The 19,504-nt window shown below is 41.1% G+C and carries 23 protein-coding genes; 8 read left to right on the top strand and 15 right to left on the bottom strand.

Annotation, left to right across the window (positions count from 1 at the left end):
• Positions 1-268: 268 nt before the first annotated feature.
• Entirely contained in the window at positions 269-1,264 is a 996-nt protein-coding gene (locus GLO7428_RS21265; protein WP_015190647.1) for a methyltransferase domain-containing protein, read from the bottom strand.
• A gap of 76 nt (positions 1,265-1,340) precedes the next feature.
• Here GLO7428_RS21265 and GLO7428_RS21260 point away from each other — a divergent pair, with 76 nt between their 5' ends.
• The 4 genes from GLO7428_RS21260 (at position 1,341) to GLO7428_RS21250 (ending at position 3,304) form a co-directional block, all read left to right on the top strand.
• The gene (locus GLO7428_RS21260; protein WP_015190646.1) at positions 1,341-1,661 is read left to right on the top strand and encodes a hypothetical protein; all 321 of its coding nucleotides are present in this window, start codon (positions 1,341-1,343) and stop codon (positions 1,659-1,661) included.
• 133 nt (positions 1,662-1,794) lie between these two features.
• Entirely contained in the window at positions 1,795-2,001 is a 207-nt protein-coding gene (locus GLO7428_RS28640; RefSeq protein WP_231295513.1) for a DUF3641 domain-containing protein, read from the top strand.
• An 81-nt stretch (positions 2,002-2,082) separates the two neighbouring features.
• Entirely contained in the window at positions 2,083-2,880 is a 798-nt protein-coding gene (locus tag GLO7428_RS21255; RefSeq protein ID WP_231295512.1) for a TIGR04283 family arsenosugar biosynthesis glycosyltransferase, read from the top strand.
• A 136-nt stretch (positions 2,881-3,016) separates the two neighbouring features.
• Entirely contained in the window at positions 3,017-3,304 is a 288-nt protein-coding gene (locus GLO7428_RS21250; protein ID WP_015190644.1) for a DedA family protein, read from the top strand.
• Between the two features lie 89 nt (positions 3,305-3,393).
• On the opposite strand, the gene GLO7428_RS21245 is transcribed toward GLO7428_RS21250, so the two are convergent.
• The gene (locus tag GLO7428_RS21245; protein ID WP_015190643.1) at positions 3,394-4,458 is read right to left on the bottom strand and encodes an A/G-specific adenine glycosylase; all 1,065 of its coding nucleotides are present in this window, start codon (positions 4,456-4,458) and stop codon (positions 3,394-3,396) included.
• Positions 4,459-4,670: 212 nt separating this feature from the next.
• Positions 4,671-4,943 carry a hypothetical protein gene (locus GLO7428_RS21240; protein ID WP_015190642.1) on the bottom strand — a complete coding sequence of 91 codons (273 nt, stop codon included), beginning with the start codon at positions 4,941-4,943 and terminating at the stop codon, positions 4,671-4,673.
• A 119-nt stretch (positions 4,944-5,062) separates the two neighbouring features.
• On the opposite strand from GLO7428_RS21240, the gene GLO7428_RS21235 reads away from it, so the two are divergent.
• Positions 5,063-5,704, top strand: a complete 642-nt coding sequence (locus GLO7428_RS21235; protein WP_339366832.1) for a TraX family protein — start codon at positions 5,063-5,065, stop codon at positions 5,702-5,704.
• Position 5,705: 1 nt separating this feature from the next.
• On the opposite strand, the gene GLO7428_RS21230 is transcribed toward GLO7428_RS21235, so the two are convergent.
• Complete coding sequence (locus GLO7428_RS21230) at positions 5,706-5,951, bottom strand: hypothetical protein (RefSeq protein ID WP_015190640.1); 246 nt, start codon at positions 5,949-5,951, stop codon at positions 5,706-5,708.
• 261 nt (positions 5,952-6,212) lie between these two features.
• Here GLO7428_RS21230 and GLO7428_RS21225 point away from each other — a divergent pair, with 261 nt between their 5' ends.
• Positions 6,213-6,947 carry a glutathione peroxidase gene (locus tag GLO7428_RS21225; protein ID WP_015190639.1) on the top strand — a complete coding sequence of 245 codons (735 nt, stop codon included), beginning with the start codon at positions 6,213-6,215 and terminating at the stop codon, positions 6,945-6,947.
• Positions 6,948-7,167: 220 nt separating this feature from the next.
• On the opposite strand, the gene GLO7428_RS21220 is transcribed toward GLO7428_RS21225, so the two are convergent.
• Positions 7,168-7,614 carry a protein tyrosine phosphatase family protein gene (locus tag GLO7428_RS21220; protein WP_015190638.1) on the bottom strand — a complete coding sequence of 149 codons (447 nt, stop codon included), beginning with the start codon at positions 7,612-7,614 and terminating at the stop codon, positions 7,168-7,170.
• A 2-nt stretch (positions 7,615-7,616) separates the two neighbouring features.
• Positions 7,617-8,435, bottom strand: a complete 819-nt coding sequence (locus tag GLO7428_RS21215; RefSeq protein ID WP_015190637.1) for an NADPH-dependent oxidoreductase — start codon at positions 8,433-8,435, stop codon at positions 7,617-7,619.
• Between the two features lie 120 nt (positions 8,436-8,555).
• Between GLO7428_RS21215 and GLO7428_RS21210 the strand changes: the two genes are divergently transcribed.
• The gene (locus tag GLO7428_RS21210; RefSeq protein WP_015190636.1) at positions 8,556-9,122 is read left to right on the top strand and encodes a Uma2 family endonuclease; all 567 of its coding nucleotides are present in this window, start codon (positions 8,556-8,558) and stop codon (positions 9,120-9,122) included.
• A 30-nt stretch (positions 9,123-9,152) separates the two neighbouring features.
• Positions 9,153-9,725 carry an isoprenylcysteine carboxylmethyltransferase family protein gene (locus GLO7428_RS21205; RefSeq protein ID WP_015190635.1) on the top strand — a complete coding sequence of 191 codons (573 nt, stop codon included), beginning with the start codon at positions 9,153-9,155 and terminating at the stop codon, positions 9,723-9,725.
• A 4-nt stretch (positions 9,726-9,729) separates the two neighbouring features.
• On the opposite strand, the gene GLO7428_RS21200 is transcribed toward GLO7428_RS21205, so the two are convergent.
• From GLO7428_RS21200 to GLO7428_RS21160, 9 genes are all read right to left on the bottom strand, one after another.
• The gene (locus GLO7428_RS21200) at positions 9,730-10,431 is read right to left on the bottom strand and encodes a DevA family ABC transporter ATP-binding protein (protein WP_015190634.1); all 702 of its coding nucleotides are present in this window, start codon (positions 10,429-10,431) and stop codon (positions 9,730-9,732) included.
• Positions 10,432-10,564: 133 nt separating this feature from the next.
• On the bottom strand, positions 10,565-11,218 hold the full coding sequence (locus GLO7428_RS21195; RefSeq protein ID WP_015190633.1) for a TMEM175 family protein: 654 nt from the start codon (positions 11,216-11,218) through the stop codon (positions 10,565-10,567).
• 51 nt (positions 11,219-11,269) lie between these two features.
• A complete protein-coding gene (gene devC / locus GLO7428_RS21190) occupies positions 11,270-12,433 on the bottom strand; it encodes an ABC transporter permease DevC (RefSeq protein ID WP_015190632.1) in 1,164 nt (387 codons plus the stop codon).
• Between the two features lie 65 nt (positions 12,434-12,498).
• Complete coding sequence (locus tag GLO7428_RS21185) at positions 12,499-13,113, bottom strand: N-acetyltransferase (RefSeq protein ID WP_015190631.1); 615 nt, start codon at positions 13,111-13,113, stop codon at positions 12,499-12,501.
• Positions 13,114-13,152: 39 nt separating this feature from the next.
• Positions 13,153-14,325 carry an ABC exporter membrane fusion protein gene (locus GLO7428_RS21180; protein WP_015190630.1) on the bottom strand — a complete coding sequence of 391 codons (1,173 nt, stop codon included), beginning with the start codon at positions 14,323-14,325 and terminating at the stop codon, positions 13,153-13,155.
• Between the two features lie 82 nt (positions 14,326-14,407).
• A complete protein-coding gene (locus GLO7428_RS21175) occupies positions 14,408-14,989 on the bottom strand; it encodes a TetR/AcrR family transcriptional regulator (protein ID WP_015190629.1) in 582 nt (193 codons plus the stop codon).
• Positions 14,990-15,146: 157 nt separating this feature from the next.
• A complete protein-coding gene (locus GLO7428_RS21170) occupies positions 15,147-16,394 on the bottom strand; it encodes a purine or other phosphorylase family 1 (protein ID WP_015190628.1) in 1,248 nt (415 codons plus the stop codon).
• Positions 16,395-16,603: 209 nt separating this feature from the next.
• Entirely contained in the window at positions 16,604-17,725 is a 1,122-nt protein-coding gene (locus GLO7428_RS21165) for an ABC transporter substrate-binding protein (protein WP_015190627.1), read from the bottom strand.
• Between the two features lie 155 nt (positions 17,726-17,880).
• Positions 17,881-19,500 (bottom strand): mechanosensitive ion channel family protein, encoded by a 1,620-nt coding sequence (locus tag GLO7428_RS21160; RefSeq protein WP_015190626.1) that lies wholly within the window; start codon positions 19,498-19,500, stop codon positions 17,881-17,883.
• Positions 19,501-19,504: the final 4 nt, after the last annotated feature.

Genomic DNA, 19,504 nt, shown 5'->3' with positions numbered 1-19,504 from the left:
GTTGTTTTTCTATATCGTCATTCATTCGAGCTAAATCTCAAAAATATTATTTACTGGTCAGCGAGGCTCTGTGCTTTCAAGAATATGGAAGATATTGAAGTCCACAACAGCAGTTACTAAAGTCATTAGCTCAATTTTGCAAAGCGCGATCGCATTACTAACTTAGACTTACTGCGATTATGTATTCGTTTCTCACTGGATAAATTGCCAGTGAGAAAAATGAATTGACTGGGTGTACGAGGCACACTTTGCTTAAATAGCCTCAACTTCAGTAATGATTAATTGCCTTCGCATCAACTACTTCTAGCAGTTCATTTGCTGTTACCTTGTTGTTTCGGACAGCGCGAAACATTCCGAATCGGCAAAGTCCTGTGCCAAATGCTAACCGCATCAGAAGTAGAGTCGGAACTTCGCGCAGCGACTTGAGGATTCCTGGTAAACCAAATTGCACCAACCCTTGAGGTCGAACCACACCTTGCCAAATCGAATGTCCCCAAGATGGTAGCGTTGGTTCTGTCCAATCAGCAGTAACAACCTCGCCTTCTACAAATCCCGTTGCTGCCAAAAGTTCAGCAAATTCTTCAATACTGGCAAATTCAGGATGAGACCACTGATCTAGGAGTTGCCGCATCACGGGTTTTTCCCAAAAATTGAGTGGCTTTTGACGTGCATCGCGTTGATTCCAATCCGCAACAACTAGCAAGCCCCCTGGCTTGAGTACTCGCATCAATTCTTTCGCAAAAATTGCTTTATCGGGCATATGCGGACCTGCCTCAATTGACCAAACAACATCAAAACTAGCATCGGGAAACGACATCGCCATTGCATCATCTACCTGAAACTGGACATTCAGTTCTTCGGGCGTAAGTTGCTTGGCGCGGAGTACTTGTTGCGGGCTGATCGTAATTCCAGTGACCGCAAATCCGTAATCTCGTGCCAAAATGCGGCTGCTTCCTCCAATACCACAGCCAACATCGAGAACCGTTGTCCCAGGGGGAAACTTATCTAAGCCACCCCAACGCACCATTTCATGTACAAAGTCAGATTTAGCTATGAGAAAATCCTTACGGCGCGGTGGCGATCCATAATGTCCTAAGTGAATGTGTTCGCCCCAATAAAACTCTAAAATTCCGTCTTCAGTCCATTGGTCGTACGAGTTGGCAACTGAGTCAGACGATTGATAACGACGAGCGGTGAGTATATAGAGAGCGATCGCACTTAGCAATAGAACAAAGAAAATTTCCAGGATAAATAACAAATTCATGGAGATGAAGTTTGATTCAATGTTTCTATCATGTCCTAAGCATACTAACTATTGCTATAAAGGCAGAACATTATGTATGCCTTCTCACGCTGTGTTACAATCCCTCTGTTCATTTAGTTATAGCGGCAAGATGGGTGAAAGCTGGATTGCCACAGAACGCAGTATTTTGAGTTGGATGAGTTATCGTAGTATCCTCAGCATTGGTAGCGCTGGAAGTATTTTAAGTATTGGTAGCGTTGGTAGCATCCTTAGTATCGGCAGCGCGGGGAGTATTTTAAGCGTCGGTAGCGCTGGTTGTATATTGAGTGTTTTAAGTGCAGGAAGTATGCTGTCCGTTTTAAGTGCTATCAGTATGCTCAGAATCCTGCAATTCAGTACGGGCTGGGTGCGCCATTAGATGTGTTGAAAAAAAGCTAGTGTTCAAGATGTAATGATGGAAAAGTACAGCAATGGTTCTACATTCCTCAAAGCATTAGTATCTATGGAATAAATTTATTTAAGTCTGATTGAAATCTGTTATTTTGGCTTCAATGTTGTATTTAGAATATAGAAATTTGTATGAACATTATTTGCATTTTTTAGAGTCTCGTTTCAATTTCAGTATAGTTGAACATTTAATGTGTTGCAATGAACTTTTAATTGATTATCTAGGTAATATTTACGATTACGACTTTAACCGAATGGCAAATATTCCGGCAAAAACTCGCGATCGCAAGATATTAACAGTTGCTCAGTGACTGAAAGCTGGCACTTTAGATTTAGTGAACGAAATACAGACTGTACAGCTAGATGTGGTTCTAGTTGTGGTGGTATTTTAGTTGAAAGTTAGAAATCGTAAAGCCGTGACTTTAGCAGCAACAACCGGAAGAATTTCAATTATCATTCCGGTTCTTAATGAGGTAGGTACGATCAAAAATGTGCTTGCTTGTACTCAATCAAGTACAAATATTGAAGTAATTGTTGTTGATGGTGGTTCGGTTGATGGTACGCTGGAGTTAGTGCAGTCGCTCGGTGTTAAAGTTCTATCAGCATCTACGACGGGTCGTGCATATCAAATGAATATGGGTGCTGTAGCAGCAACGGGAGAAATTCTCTTATTTTTACATGGCGATACCCTTTTACCTCCTAAGTTTGACACGATGATTCGTGGTATATTCAGACGTTCGCCAAGATGTAAAAAAGTTTTTGTAGCAGGTGCGTTTGCATTACAAATTAATGCACCGCGCTTAAGTTTGCGAGTTATTGAACAAGGAGTAAATTGGCGATCGCACTTTTTACAAATGCCCTACGGCGACCAAGCTATTTTTCTGAAAGCAGAAACATTTCACCAAATTGGTAGTTTTCCAGAGTTGCCAATTATGGAAGATTTTGAATTGATGCGGCGGTTAAAACGCTTGGGAGATATTGCAATTATTCCTGTACCTGTAATCACCTCAGCGCGTCGATGGTTGAAACAAGGAGTTGTGAAAACAACACTGATTAACCAAATTGTGATTCTGGGATATTTACTTGGGGTTTCGCCAAAAAAACTTGTTTATTTGTATCGCCATCAATCGCGACTATCTCCAAGTCAGTGGTTTAAGTCAGTTCCCCGATTGTTATCGAAATTCAATTAATTAAAACAATAAAATAATATTCTTTTTGTCAAATTTCAAATAAAGTAGCCTTTACTCACCTTATGGGCAATTTTCTACAACCAAACTGAGTTGCTAAGCTGTCGCACTTAGGCGATCGTCTCATATTAAGGAAAACATGACTCAATTCAACTGCCGATACAATATCAGGCTCAAACTGATCGCGATCGTATTTAAACAATTGAATCTGCAAGACCTTTTGCAGACATTATTAATCGGGGTCAAAAGTAGTGGTGTTTTAAGGCTTGTTGCATTCATTGCCATCTACAACATTGCAACATTGCTATTTGTCCCTGGCGCGATCTTAACGATCAAAGGTGGTTGTCTATTTGGTATTTTTTGGGGTTCAGTTTATGTCTTAATGGCTGCGATGCTGGGCGCAATGTGGGCTTTTGTAGGATTATGACTACTCTGCCTTATTCAGAACTACCATTTATACAATAAAAGATACAAAAAAATGTGCTTGAAATTGAGGAGAATAAAAGAAGGCGATCGCTACTGATTCTGCATCGAAAACAGTCGAAAAGCTTTTTTATCTAATGTAGTGGCAAGTTTTGCGATCGTCTTGCTTCTACTTACCCAGTCAATAGGTGCTAAAAATCCAAGTTTCTGTAAAATCAACACAGCATCAGTACTCTCTTGTGTCACTTGCACGATCGCAACTCTGCTAGAAATACGATGATGAGTGATAGTGTGAGAGAAGCTATCAGTAGATTTAAAGATTTGCAATGGCAACGAGTGCAGGATACTTTCTAATTCTGATACTTCATCTGGACTCAATAAAGGAAAACCGATAGTATGTTTTAAAAATCCTTTTGTTCGTTTTACAAAGGCGAATGTATCGGTTTGTCTGTGCCAAACAATTAATGCAAATAACTCAATATTAATTGAAGTGCGTCGCGGTTTTTTGGGTGGATACTGGACAACGCAATTATGAGTAAATGCGAGACAAGATTGTTGTAAAGGACAACGATCGCATAGTGGGTTTGATTTCCGACAAATTGTCGCGCCTAATTCCATCATCGCTTGATTGAAGTCGCCAGGACGTTTCGGAGGAATGATACTATTAACATACGCCTGAATTGCTGATTGTCCTGATTTACTCCACACATCGGATAAAGCAAGTAGACGACTAACCACGCGGATGACATTACCATCGACACACGCAACTTTTTCACGATGACAGATGCTAGCGATCGCAGCGGCGGTATAAGTACCACATCCAGGAATTTTGAGCCATTCATTGTATGATTGCGGAAAACGACCGTGAAGCTGTTCTACAATCATCTGTGCGCCTTTTTGCAAGTTCCGCGCTCGTGCATAATAGCCTAACCCTGACCAAAGTTGACGTAATGTTTCCTCATCACACTTGGCAAGGTCGTATACTGTAGGCAACTGCTGAATAAATTCGGAAAATTTAGGAACGACTACAGCCAACACTGTTTGTTGACTCATCACTTCACTCACCCAGGTGTGATAAATATTGATTTCTTGACGCCAGGGTAAAAGTCGCTGGTGATTGTCGTACCACTTTAAAAGTTTCTCGACACAAGAATGCATAATATAGCAGGGGTCAGAGGTCAGAGGTCAGGGTTAAACTCCCCTCAGGGACATCAATACCAGCTTCGATAATGTCCTAACTCTATTGACTATGGCTATAATATGACATCATCTTCGGTTAAATAACCTTTCTTTGTGGTTAGTTATTAGTGAATAGTCACGCGTCACCCTTCAGCATTTTTATCATCACTCATCAACCGGATTTAATATGATTAGCGATCGCGATCCGCCCTCGGACAAAAGAATTCACGACAAGAAACTTGCACAACGTCCTCAAAGCCTAAATTTTGCAAATGTGCAATCCATCCTGATGGTGTGCCATCGTGTTCTAGTGTTCCTAAAACCAAGGCGACATCAACAATTTCTGGTACAACACGCACACTGTAAAAGTAAGGTTCTTTCGCTGCAAACGAGAATTCTACAGCCAGCCAATCAGGAATTGCGCTTAAGTCAGGTTTGCCATTTGCTTTAAAGCACAGCGTCATGTCTACCTTATATTGAAGTTGTTTAGAATGTAATTAAGGAGTGCCGTTAAGTGCTAGTGACTTTCGTTAAAGGCTGCGGTTACATATAGTGTGTTTATCATAGTATTGGTACGAGAACGTTGAAATTGCAGCTTAACAACTATCACATCAAATTGCTAGCTGCGATTTTCATGGTAATTGACCATGTAGGTATTGTCTTTTTTCCGCAAGTTTTTGTTTTTCGCGTGATTGGGCGTCTCAGTTTTCCGCTGTTTGCGTGGTTATTAGCCCAAGGAGAAAGATATACTCGCAGCTTTCCACGATACTTGCAAAGACTTGTGCTTTTGGGTTTGTTGAGTCAGCCTTTGTATGTCCTCACGCTATCAGGAACGCGTCCGAATATTCTGTTTACATTGTCGCTGGGGTTAATTACCTTGCGCTTGAGTCGGAGGTTGCGAGAATATAAATATTTAATTTGGATTTTGGGAATTGTCTCAGCAGAATTACTCCGCGTCGAGTATGGCGCTTACGGTGTGGCGGCGATGTGCTTAATGTCAATATTTGCACCAAATCTTCATTGGTGGTTAGCGTGGATTGCGTTACATCTTGTTGATGCGATCGCAGTATCTAATATCTTTCAACTTCCGGCGATCGTCACTCCTGTATTTATCCATGTTGCGAATCACCAAAGAGGATCTTCAGCACGTTGGTTCTACAGCTTTTATCCATTACACCTACTCGTGTTATTTCTCATCTTTCGGTTAAGTGAAGCACGGCTTTAATTTAGTATCCTAGTAGGCGTTGATAAGTTTCAATAACTTCAGCTACTTTTTCGGCGTCAATATCGTAGTTACAGCGAAATTGTTTCATTTGTGCGGTGAAGGAATCACGTTTGGTTATTGCTGATGCATACTGCTTTAAATTAAACTGAGTTCCTCGCAGGCTCATTGTAACGACGCTTTTCCGTGAAATGAGCCTACCTAGATTATCTCTAAGTAGTGGTAATTGCGGAATCGGTCTAGTACTCATCCACGCGCCAATGAGTTCAGCACAAGTTTCTATAGCACCTGTAAAATCAAGCTGTGAGGGATTGGCTTTTTCGATTAGGCAATTTTAGCAAATGCGCACAGGTGTTTTGTTGCTTTCTGATACCGACTTGTTCGTAATACACCAACCATAATATTTTCATCGCTTAAAATTATTGATTAACTTACTTTAGCGATTTGCCCTTGACAAATCATAGTCATAATGAGTACGCTTTAACTGTTAAAATTTGTAAAGGGATAAGCGATGTTGTCAAACAAAGAAGGACAAAAAGTTCCTAACTGCACCTTTCGTACCCGTCAAAACAATGAGTGGGTCGATATTACGACAGATGATTTGTTTAATGGTAAAACTGTTGTTGTCTTTGCCTTACCAGGTGCGTTTACTCCCACTTGCTCATCGACTCATCTTCCTGGGTACAACCAGATGGCAAAAGCTTTTTATGAAAACGGTGTAGATGAGATCGTGTGTATTTCGGTCAACGATGCTTTTGTGATGAATGAATGGGCAAAGCACCAAGAAGCAGAAAATATCAAAATGATTCCTGATGGTAATGGACTGTTTACCGAAGGAATGGGAATGCTCGTCGATAAGACAGAATTAGGATTTGGTAAACGTTCTTGGCGCTACTCAATGTTAGTAAAAGATGGCGTTATTGAAAAGATGTTTATCGAACCCGAAGAACCAGGCGATCCTTTTAAGGTATCCGATGCTGAGACAATGCTTAATCATATCAACCCTCAAGCTGCTAAGCCTAAATTAGTCTCGCTGTTTGCTAAAATTGGTTGTCCTTTCTGCGCTCGTGCGAAAACAATGCTCAAAGAACGCGGTTTAGACTATGAAGAGATAGTCATTGGTAAAGATGTCACCACTCGTTCTTTACAAGCAGTTGCAGGTGCAACAACAGTACCACAAGTATTTATCGATGGTAAACTGATCGGTGGTTCCGAAGCATTAGAAGCTTACTTTGCGGCTTTGTAAAGTTATTGGAAACCGACATTTTATAAATTCGTAGTTCGCTGTTTAACACAATACGGATTACGAATTTATAGCAATGGTCAATAGAATATAGAAGCTTGTACTGATATCCTCTCCGGTCAAATAACTAGATCAGTGATGAGTTACTAGTCACCATTTTTATCATCACTAATCAACCAGACTTAATATAACTTCCCTAACTAGATTTTACCTCTGACCTCTGCTATGCTTTTTGATAATGTGCAATAACCTTATCGATAAACTGCTGCCAAGTGTCATTCGGTTGCCAAATTCGTTGTAAATCTTGTTTCGCTTCTTCTACACTTGTTTGTTCGTGAATGACGCGATATAAGTACACAAAGGCAGAAACTCGCATATTCATCGCACAGTGAACAAACACATTTTTATCTGCATTTGCTTGCATCACATGGAAGAAACGCTCAATGTCTTCTAGCGTAGGCTTTTCCCAAATGACTGGAATGTGTACATAGTCCATTCCTAGATCTTCTACTATTTTTTGCTCGTTGGCGATCGCATGAGTGGAAGTTGGTAACGCTAAGTTAACAACAACTTCATAACCTGCGGCTTTGATGTCTGCAAATTGTTGTGCGGTTGGTTGTCCGGCGGTGGCGATCGCATCGGATACTTGCAGAAAGTTATAGATTTCCATATTTAACGTAGCTCAAAACCGAGATTTTGTAATGCTTCGCGCAGTCGATCGCGTCCTGATAACGATTGTGGTGTTGCAATGCGCTTCACAGAATGTTCCGCCCAATCTCCAGTGACGTTCATTTGTTGTTCGCGATAGAAATTCTGCATGATTTCGTTGTATTGTGCGATCGCCGCATCTTGAACTGTTAAATCATAACGTTCGCGGTGTAGCATAGCTGATTGCGGTAATCGCGGTTTAATCGCCGCCTGCGGTGAGTCGGGATAGCCTACACACAACCCAAATACGGCAAATACGTGCGGCGGTAATTTCAGGAGTGCAGCGATTTCTTCAGGGTGGTTGCGCATCGCCCCAATGTACACAGTACCTAAACCGAGGGATTCTGCTGCTACTGTAGCATTTTGCGCGGCTAGTGCGGCGTCTATTGTTGCTGTGACGAACATTTCTAAATAGTCTAAACCTGCGTGCGACATTCCGCGACTTTGGGCAATGTGCGTTAAACGTGCTAAATCGGCTAACCAAACTAAAAACAATGGACACTGCTGGATCTGTTTTTGGTTTCCTGCTAACGCCGCTAACTGGGCTTTACGCTGTGCATCTTCGATGGCGATCGCACTCCAAGTTTGCAGATTTGATGAAGTTGCCGCCGATTGCGCCGATGCTATGATTAGCTCTAAAGTTCCTGAAGGTAGAGGATCGGGGCGATAAGCACGAATTGAACGATGTGATAGTAATGTCGTTAAGCACGCATTCCATTCACTATCAAAATCAAGGCTTTGACCGTAGCGCGATCGCAATAACTCGATTGGGTTAATCGTCACTTTTACCTCTCGATCTTTGTGGGCAATTATGTTACGAATACTTTAGCTTATACATATGTTATAGACTGCGATTTGCATTTGTCGTGATTCTGGTATTTCTGCAAGAAAGGAGTCAAAATAATGCTACTAAATCTTAGTGCGATCGCTCCTATTAAAGAAGAGCAGTATCTTAAAATCTGTGAGGATAATCCTGATTTAAAGCTTGAACTCGATCAGTATGGTACTTTGATTGTTATGCCACCTACAGGGGGAACTAGCGGTAATCGCAATGCAGAAATTACCTATCAACTCCAAGCTTGGAATAAGCAAAAGAAATTAGGTAAAGTTTTTGATTCTTCTACAGAGTTTAAGTTACCTAATGGTGCTTTTCGTTCTCCTGACGCTGCTTGGATTAGTTTAGAACATTGGAACAGACTTACAAAAAAAGAACAAGACAAGTTTCCTCCGCTTGCACCTGATTTTGTGATTGAATTACGCTCTAGTAGCGATCGCCTTAAACCTTTACAAGAGAAGATGCAAGAGTACATTACCAATGGTGTTCGCTTAGGTTGGCTGATTGATCCACAAAATCAGCAAGTAGAAGTTTATCGACAAGGACATTCTGTGGAAATACTGCAATCGCCTAACTCTTTATCTGGAGAAGATGTATTACCAGAATTTGTCCTTGATTTAAACGAAATTTGGTAGTGCTTTATTAAAGTAGTGAAAGTCAGCTTTATGATAACAACTTTTTTAGTTTATTTCTTAATAGCCTGTTACTTTGTTGTAGAAAGAACACTAAGAAAAGGAGAGCAAGCACTTAGTCTTCAACCTGGTTCATCTGACCGTAACAGTTCATATATGATGTGGGCTAATGGTCTATTTAGTATTTTGCTTGTCTTATTAGCACCTATCTTAAATTTTTATAACCTAGGGTCTTGGAATAATATATATGTTAGTTGGATAGGAATTATTGTGATGATCAGTGGGCTTGTAATTCGATACTGGGCTGCTCAAACACTAGGTAAGTTTTACACGCGGACATTACAAATTGTTGAAGAACACCAAATTATTGATATTGGTCTATATAGTATTATTCGCCATCCTGGTTATTTAGGTGTTTTTATAATGACTATTGGTGCAGGATTAGCTGTAACTAATTGGATTGTACTTTTAATTACTGTAATTACAAGCTTTGTGTCATGTGCTTATCGCATTTATGTAGAAGAGGAGATGCTAGAAGGTACATTTGGAGAGGACTATAAAGTTTACAAAGCAACTACCTGGAGGATGATTCCTTTGGTTTACTAAAAGCTTACACAAGCTGCTTATCGACTAAACATCCATCTTCCATGTAAAGAATACGGTCAGCAATATCTAAAATGCGGTTATCGTGAGTTACAAGTAAAATTGTTGAGCCTTGTTCTCTAACTAACTTTTGCATAATTTCGACAACATCGCGTCCAGATTTTTTATCAAGTGCGGCGGTAGGTTCATCAGCCAAAACAATTTTTGGACGACTAATTAAAGCGCGGGCGATCGCAACTCTTTGTTTTTGTCCTCCTGATAGCTTTTCTGGATAATAATCGACGCGATCGCCTAAACCTACAGCTTCTAACATGGCGATCGCTTTTGCATCTAAATCTTGATTCATCATCTCATCATGTAACTCTAAAGACATCCGCACATTTTGTTTTGCGGTGAGAAATGTCATTAAGTTGTGTGCTTGAAAAATATAACCAACATTGCGCCGAATCTCGATTAATTGTCTTTTGCTAGCGCCACACATTTCTTGATTAAGGATTTTTAAACTTCCTTCTTGCGCGGATCTTAGTCCACCCATTAGTGTTAACAAAGTTGTTTTACCAGAACCAGATGGTCCTGTCATTATGACAATTTCACCTGCTTGAATCTCTAAATTGATGTTAGATAAAACTTGTTTGCGGAGCGTTCCTTCACCAAAGTAGTGATTGAGGTTTTTAATAGAGATAACAGGATTAGATATATTATTGCTCATAGTAATCTCTGTTTTGTCTAAATTACTTCTTTAACGAACTACTCTAGGCGCAGAGAAAGTAGAAAAAAGAATAACGATTTTTTTACTAGAAATTTAGAACCATTTTGATTTTAACTTAAATGAAATTATATAATTACTGTAACTTCACTTCTTTGATTGGTTTTTCTAGAAAATTCTCTGTGATGAAATAAATTATTATCACTAACAACCACGTGTAGCCCCACAAAGTCTGATTCCAGAGAGCTACAGCAATTGTTATTATAGATACTGCTGGCTCTATTAAAGTTTTTATACTGATTGCTCTAATGTGCTTAATATCTAAGTTAGAGCTAACAAGGCGATGCTCAGTTGTTGCATAAACCCAGTTTAAGAATGAAAACAAACCTATTAAAAATATGTTTGAACTATACCATATTTTGATAATTGCCTGATTGGGATAGTAAATGGTTAAAGCATTTGAGTAGGGAACAACAAATATAAACATAAGGTAGAATAAATACAACCAAAGATATATTTCATTTGATCTTTTGTAATATCTAAACTTTTGAGTATGTTCTATCCAATAAAAGGCTAATAAAATAAATGTAATTACATATGTACTGAGATGATCGAGTTGAGTAAGTAGAAAGTTTTTGACTTCTATGTGATTTATGGAAGTTACAGAATCAGGTAGGTCAAATCCTATAATGGATAATCCCATTGCTAAAGCAAAAATGCTATCAGAAAGTCTACTAAGATGATGAATTAATTTTGGAGAATGTCCATTTTGCTCAGGAGTTGAAGTCATAATTTGATTCCCTTGCTTCAAAAAACACACTTAATCAGTTTTGTTGAAAGTCTAAAAAACGTCAGCAGGATCGGCTGATTGTAGTTTACGCATGGCGATCGCACCGGAAACACTGCACATGATAATTGTGAGTAGCAGCACAAAGGCAGCGCGTTCTAACTTCATCGCGATTGGTAGCAATGTCGCCATGTATGTGATTTGATAAAGCCCTACTGATAAGAAGAAGCCAGGAATAAAGCCTAACGCGGCTAAAAGTAAAGCTTCTTGCATTAATACTGTGAGTAAGTAGCGATCGCTGTATCCCATTGCTTTTAATGTCGCGTACTCTGGTAAGTGATCCGAAACGTCGGAATAGAGAATTTGGTAAACAATCACAATCCCGACAATAAATCCAACGACAACACCCAAACCGAAAATAAAGCCGATACCGCCACTTTCCCAGTAGTTAATTTCAATCTGCGCAAATTCTTCGGGTGTGAGTACGTTGACATCATCGGGTAATCCCGCTTGTAGTTGGGCTTGTACAGTTTGTGGATCAACTCCAGGTTGTAGCTGAATCAACCCGACATTAATTTGATTTGGTTGGCGTTGGGGAAATAGCTTTAAGAAAGTCGAATCGCTGGTGAGAATATTGCCATCCGCACCAAAAGAAGCACCTAATGTGAATAAACCAACGGTTTGAACAGTTTGATCGTTAACTTGTGTCGCGAGGGTTCCATGCGCTTGTAATAAATCGGCAATTGGTCCATACTCAGGACGTGAAGCGCGATCAAAGAGAACGCGATCGAGTTGTTTTAACTGATCTAGATAGGGGTTGACTTCGGGAAAATCAAACGCTGGATTCGCCGGATCGATACCCCAGACTAAAATACCGCGATTGAGTAATGTTTCTGGGCTACGCCACTGCGCAGTATCGACATACAAAGAACGTACTGACGCAACTCCATCGTAGGATAAGGTTTGAAGTAATCGCTCTCTGGGAAAGTTTTTGACATAGAATAAGGTTTGAAACTGGGGATTGATTAAGACAAGATCTGCTTGTAGGTTCTGATGCGATTTTGTTGCGGAATCAAAAAGTGAATCGAGTAATCCTAGCTGTACGAAGATCAGCATATCTGCAAAGCCTATTCCGGCTAAAGCTACTAAGAGGCGAGTTTTTTCTTTGAGGAGTTGTCGCCATGCCAAGGGTGTGCGACGCAGCCATTTGGGAAGCATAGTGATACCATTTGGGTAATGGGTAATGGGTGATCCTTAGTAAGTTTTTTTCAAGTACCAATTACCTATTGTGGTTCTCTTTTAAGTGTCCAGTATTGCAGATTTGTTTCAGGGAATGTACCAGATCGCAGTACTTTAAAACCCTGTCTTTGGTAGAAGCGTACGCCTCCTTCTGTGGAGGTTTCTAAGTAGCAGGGGAGTTGTTCTCGATCTGATTGTTTGAGAATTGGTTGTAGGAGTAAACTACCGACTCCTTGACTTTGATACGCTGGTGCAACTCCTAGCATATTTAGATACCAGTGTTTTTCTGGTAAATCTTGTTGGTGGTATTCTTCAATTTTGGAATAGAGGGCGATGAGTTGTCCGAATCTGTCGAAACGCAGTTTGGGAGGGATTCTATACAATCCAGAGATGAGTAATCGTAAATTGTTGAGTGGGTATTTTCCTGGTGGTAGCCATACTGCAATTCCTTTTATATCGTCTTGCGTTGTATAAATGTGGTTGTAGCGCTGGCTGTAACGCAGGATTGTCTTTGCAATCCAGTTTATCAGATCGAGTCTTGCGGGTTCGTCTGCTAACGCAAAGTAATTGAACATCGGATCGTTGTTGAATGCTTGGGCTAGAACTTCGCTTGCTGCATCAATTTGCGATCGCCTTAATTTAACTACTTCTGCACTCATGATTTTTCTCCTGATATCGCACATTCGTTATAAATAGAATTAAAGTTCTATCGCTGTTTGTACTTGTAAGTTGGTTAACTTAGCGACTTGTTGACTATCTGTAGGATTGAGACGAATTTTGACTTCAACAACGCGGCGATCGAGGTTTTCGCCTGGTTGATTGCTGAAAACGTTTTGGCGATCGACTTGTAAGCCTACGTGCGATACAACGCCTTGCAGTTCGCCGTTAATCGCTTCGCTGGTAACAATTGCGGTTTGTCCTGGCTTGACTTTGCTGATGTCGGTTTGGTATACTTCTGCTATCACTAGCATGGTATCAGTTTGGGCTAAATCGGCAATTCCCGAATCGCTAATTTTCTCGCCAACTCGCGCGTGAATTTTAAGGATTTGTCCTGATTTTGGTGCTTTAATGTAGGCTTGTGCTAAATCAGTACGGGCGCGGTTAACAGATGCGATCGCTTCTTCTACCTCGCTTTGGGCGGCTTGGATATCAACTGGGCGGACTTCAGAAATTTGATTTAAAGTAGCGCGGGCTTGTTGTAGTTGCGCTTGGAGAGATTCTATCGTTTTACTTTGCGTTTGTTGCGCCTCGTCAAGTTGCGCTTGCGCAGTTTCGGCGATTAAACGTTTGCTATCTAAGCTTGATGCGGCAACTGCACCTTGTTGATACAACTGCCCAAAGCGATTATACTCCGCAGTGGCGTTACGGACTTCCGATCGCCAGCGCGCGATCGCCGCGTTTTGGGTAGCAATTTCACCGGCAAGTTCAGCTTCGAGGCGCGTAATTGTTGCTTGCTGGGCTTGAATCTCACCCTGTTTTGCACCGGCTTTAACTTGTGCAAGTCGTGCTTGAGTAACTTTAACTTGTTCTTGTGCTTGTTGCAACGCATCTTGCAAGCGATTTCTAGAATCCAAGATTGCTACAACTTGTCCCGCTTGCACGCTATCGCCTTCTTGCACGAGAATTTGAGAAATGCGATCGCCATCTAACGCTAACGGCGCTGATAAGCGAATGACTTCACCTTCAGGTTCGATTCTTCCTAGCGCAGTGACTTTCTTAACGACAGGAAGTGTTGCAGTCGGTTGCGGTGTTTTTCTTTGTCCAAACTGCGAAATTCCATAATACGCAATACCTCCAGTAATCAGAGTTGCTAAAATAATTAACCCGATTAACTTGCGATTTGCTCCTTTAGAGAATAGCCCAAGCGTCATGGATTCCTTCCTTTTTTGTTGGGTATTGGGTAATAGATAGCAAAAAAACATTTACCAATTACCAGTTACCAATGACCAATTCCTAGTCTTTAAGTGATGCTTCTTGCAAATAAAGCGTCAGCATCTTATTCAACAGTTGTGCTTGCTGATCGTACGCAACAACATCGCCTTCAAATAACCGCACAACGATAACTCCTGTTGCTAGACACATGGCAAAATTAACCACAGCCGGATCGTCAGTCCCTAACGCTTTGACAACAAACTCTCGATTGGATTCGTAGTTGCGCCTCAGGGTTTCGTTCGCCAAAATTTCCGTGCGATCTTGTTGTTGATAAAAATCACTCGTAATTAGAAATTGTTTGAAGAAGTAATCTTCATTCTGTGCGGTATAGTCAAAAATCGCTGTAATTCGCTCCTCTAAAGTATGAGTATTGTTAAGCACAGCATTCATGCTTGCGGTATCTCGCTCATTTAATTCGTCATATAGCTGCCAAAATAAAGCCTGTTTACTCGGAAAGTAGTGATATAGCGTTCCAGTAGATACACCTAATTCTTTAGCAATTTGGCGCATTGTTACAGCACCGTAGCCCTGAGTAGCAAATAAATCAAAGCATTTTGTCAGTAACTCTTTACGATATTGGTCATGGTCAACAATCTTAGGCATAGATATCCAACGAACGAATCCCAATTTGAAGTCAGAATGACTGTAGCGTTGACAGTGACGTTTGACTATGTAGTATCTTATATCGAACGTTTGTTATAAGTCAATAAAAAAAATGGATATTTTTCCCCAATTACCCATTACCAAAACCACAAATATTCTACAGCGCGTCGAGTAATGCTAAAACAACTCGTGCTTGATTTTCAGCGGCAACGGCGAAGAAAGTATTGAGTTGGGCTGCTGCTGATTCACCACCGCCTGCTAAGTCAGAAACACTGCGTACAGCAATAAACGGTACGTTATTAGAATACGCCACCATCGCTGAGGCAGTCGTTTCCATATCTAATACCAATACATCGGTATTTTCGTTGCGATCGCCCTTTTCATCAAAATTCAGCGTATTTGCAACAAACCGCCGATACTGTTCATTATCAACAAACGTCGAACCTGACAATCCATTTTGACCGACAATTAACTGTGGTGCAGGAACAAGCGGAGTTGTGGTACATTTACCAGTGCGATCGACTTGCGGACAATCTAGCAACTCAACATCAAGTTGGCGCGCTGTCTTATACATCCGCTTGTCAACCAGAAACCAAAACTTCAATTCTTGATTCTCTGGGTTTGCAGGTATCCCAGGAAAGGGAACTTGGCGCAGTTGTTGTAGATTATTTCGGTCTAAATAGTATTGTGGAGTATTATCAGAACTCACATTAGTATCGCGGAGAAATGCATTTTTAGCATCTGGTTGAAAGAGTGTTTCTTGGTTAGCTTGTCCTGGTTGTGGTGCATTTCCAAACAAAAAGTTGCACGTTGCGGCTTCTTCCATCGGATCTTGTAATACGTGATTTAGCTGAAGTCCTGGGATGGCTGCGCATGGTACCGTTTCAGAAGAGTTATTAAAATACATCTCCTGATGGAAACCCCAGCGTTTGGGAATAATGACTGAGCCAATCGGTGTTTCGTTTGGCGTTTCAGGATTGTCATCGTTTGCACCCACACCACCGACGCCACCTGCAATTCCGCTAAAGATAATATTAGTTATTTTAAATTTATCGAGGGTGAGTTGCGTTACCATTGTTGCATTAACGATGCTGATATTTGTTAAGACAACAACAACGTCTTTACCGCGCAATCTTCCTTTGCTGTAGCGATGACCGTTGATGACAACACAGCCTTCGTAGCGGTTCTCGCCATTATTGCGACGCATTTCACTAATAAAGCGATCGGCTTCACCAGAAAAAGCAGAGATTAAAGCATATCTGGGTTTTCTATCAGTTCTTGCATCGCATCTTCCTGGAATTGGCGTAGCATTTGTTTTGTGAATGGGTAGCGCTGCACTTACAAGAAACCCTACTAACAGACAAAAGCAACGCAGGCGGAAAATGAAGTTTGCGCAATTTTTCACGACGTCTCGCTTTTTAGTAGTTTGTTTAGCAAAACAAATTAAATCTTATTATTAAAAGTTACTTAAAATAGGATTTATTGAAATTTTTATTATTAGATGATGGGTATTAGAAAAGGGCAAGGAAAGATACATACGTGACATTTATTGAGAAAACAACTTTAAATACGATCGCCTTTGGTGCGAATAGCGATCGCATTCTCAACATCTACCTAAGATAACGGCTGGCGCTCATTTTGCGGTGGTAAAGCGCGTTCTTCTTTAGGTGGTAAAAATTCGTCGGTAAAAATATCTGCAACCGTTGGTTGACTGCTTAATCCAAAACCTTCGACTGTTTGCGTAATTGACGTTTGTAACCGCTGGGGATCGACCGCACCTAAACCAAGCGATTCTGCTTCGGGAGTAATAATCAAGTCCTCAAGTGCAACTTGTAAGCGGACTTTCTCAGCTTCGCGATCCATTAATTTACTTTGATCGGCTGCAATCACTGCATCCAACGCTGCATTGGGATCTCTTAGCATATCTTGCATTCCTTTGAGATAGGCTCTCACAAAACCGCGAATTACGTCGGGATTTTGTTGGACAAAACTTTCTTTTGCTAAGATGGCGTTGCCGTAGAAATCTAAACCAAAGTCATTGTAGTAAAAAACTTTAATATCGTCGCGGCTTTTTCCGCCCTTCAGTAACGATGGTAATGCTGATGTCGAAAACGCACTAATAGCATCAACTTTACCTTGTAGGAGAAACGTTTCGCGGAGTCTTGGTTCCATCGTTGTCCACGTTACCGAGTTTGGATCGACACCCGTTTCTTTAGCAAATAGCGGAAATAGTTTGCGCGGACCATCGCCTGCGGGTGCGCCGAGGGTTTTACCTGCTAAGTTTTGTGGTGAAGCGATCGCATCATCTAAGGTAAGAACCGCAAACGGTGCTTTATTAATCGGAACAGCAACCGCGATTATTTTATTATTAGGATTTTTATCGTTAAATTCTAGCGTGTTGTAAATATCGCTAAAAGCAATATCAAATTTTCCTGTACCCAGCTTACTAATTGTATCTACGTTGCCAAAGCCTCGTTCGTAGGTAACATTCAGTCCTTCGGCAGCAAAATATCCGTTATTAATCGCTAAAATCAGCGGAGCATCTAAACTTTGAAATAAAAACGCTAACTGGACATTGACATTTCTGAGGTTTGTATTTGTATTCGTATTCGCCGCAGGGCTAACGGCGGGATTACTGGGGTTATTTGCAGAAGTATTAGCCCCAGGAGAACCACAACTAGCAAGCAATGCTAGAGATGCAGCAATCGAAATGAAGCGAGAAAGACGTTTAATCACCTTTAATCACAGTTGCTAGATACTTGCGATCGCATTAAAGTTGAGGCAACCACTAGTTTTCTGTATTGCGATATACAGCAAAAGTAATTGCTGTTGGTGTCATATCACCTCAGCAATTACCGTTCACCAATTACCTAAGCAATCCAACTTGGAAACTAACCATTATTTTTCTTGTTGTTATCAACAATTGATTGAATTTGCGAGTCTTGCAACCAAATCGTTTGTTGTGGAAAAGGAATGGGAATTCCTTCTTTATCAAAAGCAATTTTGAGACGACGGCGATATTCGCGCGCAACGTCCCATTGTTTCAATGGTTGCGTTTTGATCCACACGCGAATCACCAAACCGCGATCACCAAAATTTTCTACTCCCAACACCTGTGGCGTTTCGATAATATGTTCCATCCACCGAATATCCTGCGTCATTTCAACACCGATTTGATTGATAAGTTTCAACGCTTGGTCAACATCAGCGTGATACGCGACAGGAATATTTAAATCAGCGCGCGACCAACGACTCGAAAGATTCGCAACAATTTTGATTTCGCTATTAGGAATTGTAATCAAACGTCCTTCCGCATCTCGTAGTTGGGTAATGCGTAAATTTAAGTTTTCGACTAAACCGCCAACGGTTCCTACTTCGATGACATCTCCAAGCGCATATTGGTCTTCTACGATAATTAAAAAGCCGTTGATTGCGTCTTTAATTAGGTTTTGCGAAGCCAAAGAAATCGCAACACCAAGCAAGCCCGCACCTGCAAGGATCGGCGCAACATTGACCCCTAACGCTGTTAAAGCGACAACGATACCAATAATGACTCCACTTAACGTCGCGATACTTTTGGTAACGCCCGAAATTGTCGAAACACGCAATTGCAGTCTTAAAGCATCTTCTGAAGTCAGTAATGCATTACTCGCAAAAGCTGCGGTGAACTGGTCGATCAAAATATAGCTCAAGCGAATAACGACATAAGTTCCTATCCCGACAATGACTAGCGTAAACGGAATTGTCAGAGCGGTAAAAATCCAAGCTTGGACAATGCGCGTGAAGGGAAATAAACCTAAAATAACCAGCGTACCACCGCCCCAAACAAGACTCTGCGTGAGTTGAAAAAGTCGCTGGCGAACTTCTTCGATGTTACGATGTCGCTGTCGTGTGAGTTGCGTTGTCACAGGATTCGTTGTTTGTGGCGTCGCAAACGTCACGGGTTGCTGTTTTAAGCGCCAATACCAGCGGCGGATTCCCCAGCTTGTGACAACTACACCGAGAAAAACGCCAGCTGCGATCGCGCCTTGACGCTGTAAAGATTCAGGTTGTCGTTCTTGTTTTGCGCGTCTGAGGTTTTGTTCGAGTGATTGTGCTAATCTTTGTGCCACACTAAAGGGATCTTCTTCCTGTTGCACTTGCGCATCAAGGTCGGTTACTGTCAGTAGCTGCTGACCGTTGACGTAGATGACGGGTAAATTATTTTCTGTCCTGATATCTATCTGAAGTGCGTCAGAATCGCTTTGAATGTAATTTTGGCTAATAAGTTGTAATCGCTGCTGAATATCGTCAACGCGCTGCTGTAGGCTAGCTCTAGGTGCCGCAATTTGAAACAAACGACGACCATCCAGTCGAATTGATGTTGTCACAACCTGCGTTTCTGAAGTATCTGCCTGTTGTGTGAGATTGGGTAAAGGTATGGGAAGTGCTGGTATTTGAGCAGAAAGGGGAGAAACGATGACAGTATTAAGAAAAATTGACCCTGTAATTGCCCAAAATCGAGAGTGCATCTCT

The organism is Gloeocapsa sp. PCC 7428 (genome assembly GCF_000317555.1).
Taxonomy (GTDB): domain Bacteria; phylum Cyanobacteriota; class Cyanobacteriia; order Cyanobacteriales; family Chroococcidiopsidaceae; genus Chroogloeocystis.
This window is presented reverse-complemented; position numbering and strand designations above follow the sequence as displayed.

Coding starts and splice junctions, on each gene's coding strand:
- GLO7428_RS21250 (WP_015190644.1), top strand. CDS start 3,017: ATGACTCAATTCAACTGCCGATACAATATCAGGCTCAAACTGATCGCG.
- GLO7428_RS21175 (WP_015190629.1), bottom strand. CDS start 14,989: ATGCCTAAGATTGTTGACCATGACCAATATCGTAAAGAGTTACTGACA.
- GLO7428_RS21225 (WP_015190639.1), top strand. CDS start 6,213: ATGTTGTCAAACAAAGAAGGACAAAAAGTTCCTAACTGCACCTTTCGT.
- GLO7428_RS21265 (WP_015190647.1), bottom strand. CDS start 1,264: ATGAATTTGTTATTTATCCTGGAAATTTTCTTTGTTCTATTGCTAAGT.
- GLO7428_RS21260 (WP_015190646.1), top strand. CDS start 1,341: ATGCCTTCTCACGCTGTGTTACAATCCCTCTGTTCATTTAGTTATAGC.
- devC (WP_015190632.1), bottom strand. CDS start 12,433: ATGCTTCCCAAATGGCTGCGTCGCACACCCTTGGCATGGCGACAACTC.
- GLO7428_RS21210 (WP_015190636.1), top strand. CDS start 8,556: ATGCTACTAAATCTTAGTGCGATCGCTCCTATTAAAGAAGAGCAGTAT.
- GLO7428_RS21240 (WP_015190642.1), bottom strand. CDS start 4,943: ATGACGCTGTGCTTTAAAGCAAATGGCAAACCTGACTTAAGCGCAATT.
- GLO7428_RS21200 (WP_015190634.1), bottom strand. CDS start 10,431: ATGAGCAATAATATATCTAATCCTGTTATCTCTATTAAAAACCTCAAT.
- GLO7428_RS21245 (WP_015190643.1), bottom strand. CDS start 4,458: ATGCATTCTTGTGTCGAGAAACTTTTAAAGTGGTACGACAATCACCAG.
- GLO7428_RS28640 (WP_231295513.1), top strand. CDS start 1,795: ATGTTGTATTTAGAATATAGAAATTTGTATGAACATTATTTGCATTTT.
- GLO7428_RS21160 (WP_015190626.1), bottom strand. CDS start 19,500: ATGCACTCTCGATTTTGGGCAATTACAGGGTCAATTTTTCTTAATACT.
- GLO7428_RS21220 (WP_015190638.1), bottom strand. CDS start 7,614: ATGGAAATCTATAACTTTCTGCAAGTATCCGATGCGATCGCCACCGCC.
- GLO7428_RS21230 (WP_015190640.1), bottom strand. CDS start 5,951: ATGAGTACTAGACCGATTCCGCAATTACCACTACTTAGAGATAATCTA.
- GLO7428_RS21205 (WP_015190635.1), top strand. CDS start 9,153: ATGATAACAACTTTTTTAGTTTATTTCTTAATAGCCTGTTACTTTGTT.
- GLO7428_RS21185 (WP_015190631.1), bottom strand. CDS start 13,113: ATGAGTGCAGAAGTAGTTAAATTAAGGCGATCGCAAATTGATGCAGCA.
- GLO7428_RS21180 (WP_015190630.1), bottom strand. CDS start 14,325: ATGACGCTTGGGCTATTCTCTAAAGGAGCAAATCGCAAGTTAATCGGG.
- GLO7428_RS21195 (WP_015190633.1), bottom strand. CDS start 11,218: ATGACTTCAACTCCTGAGCAAAATGGACATTCTCCAAAATTAATTCAT.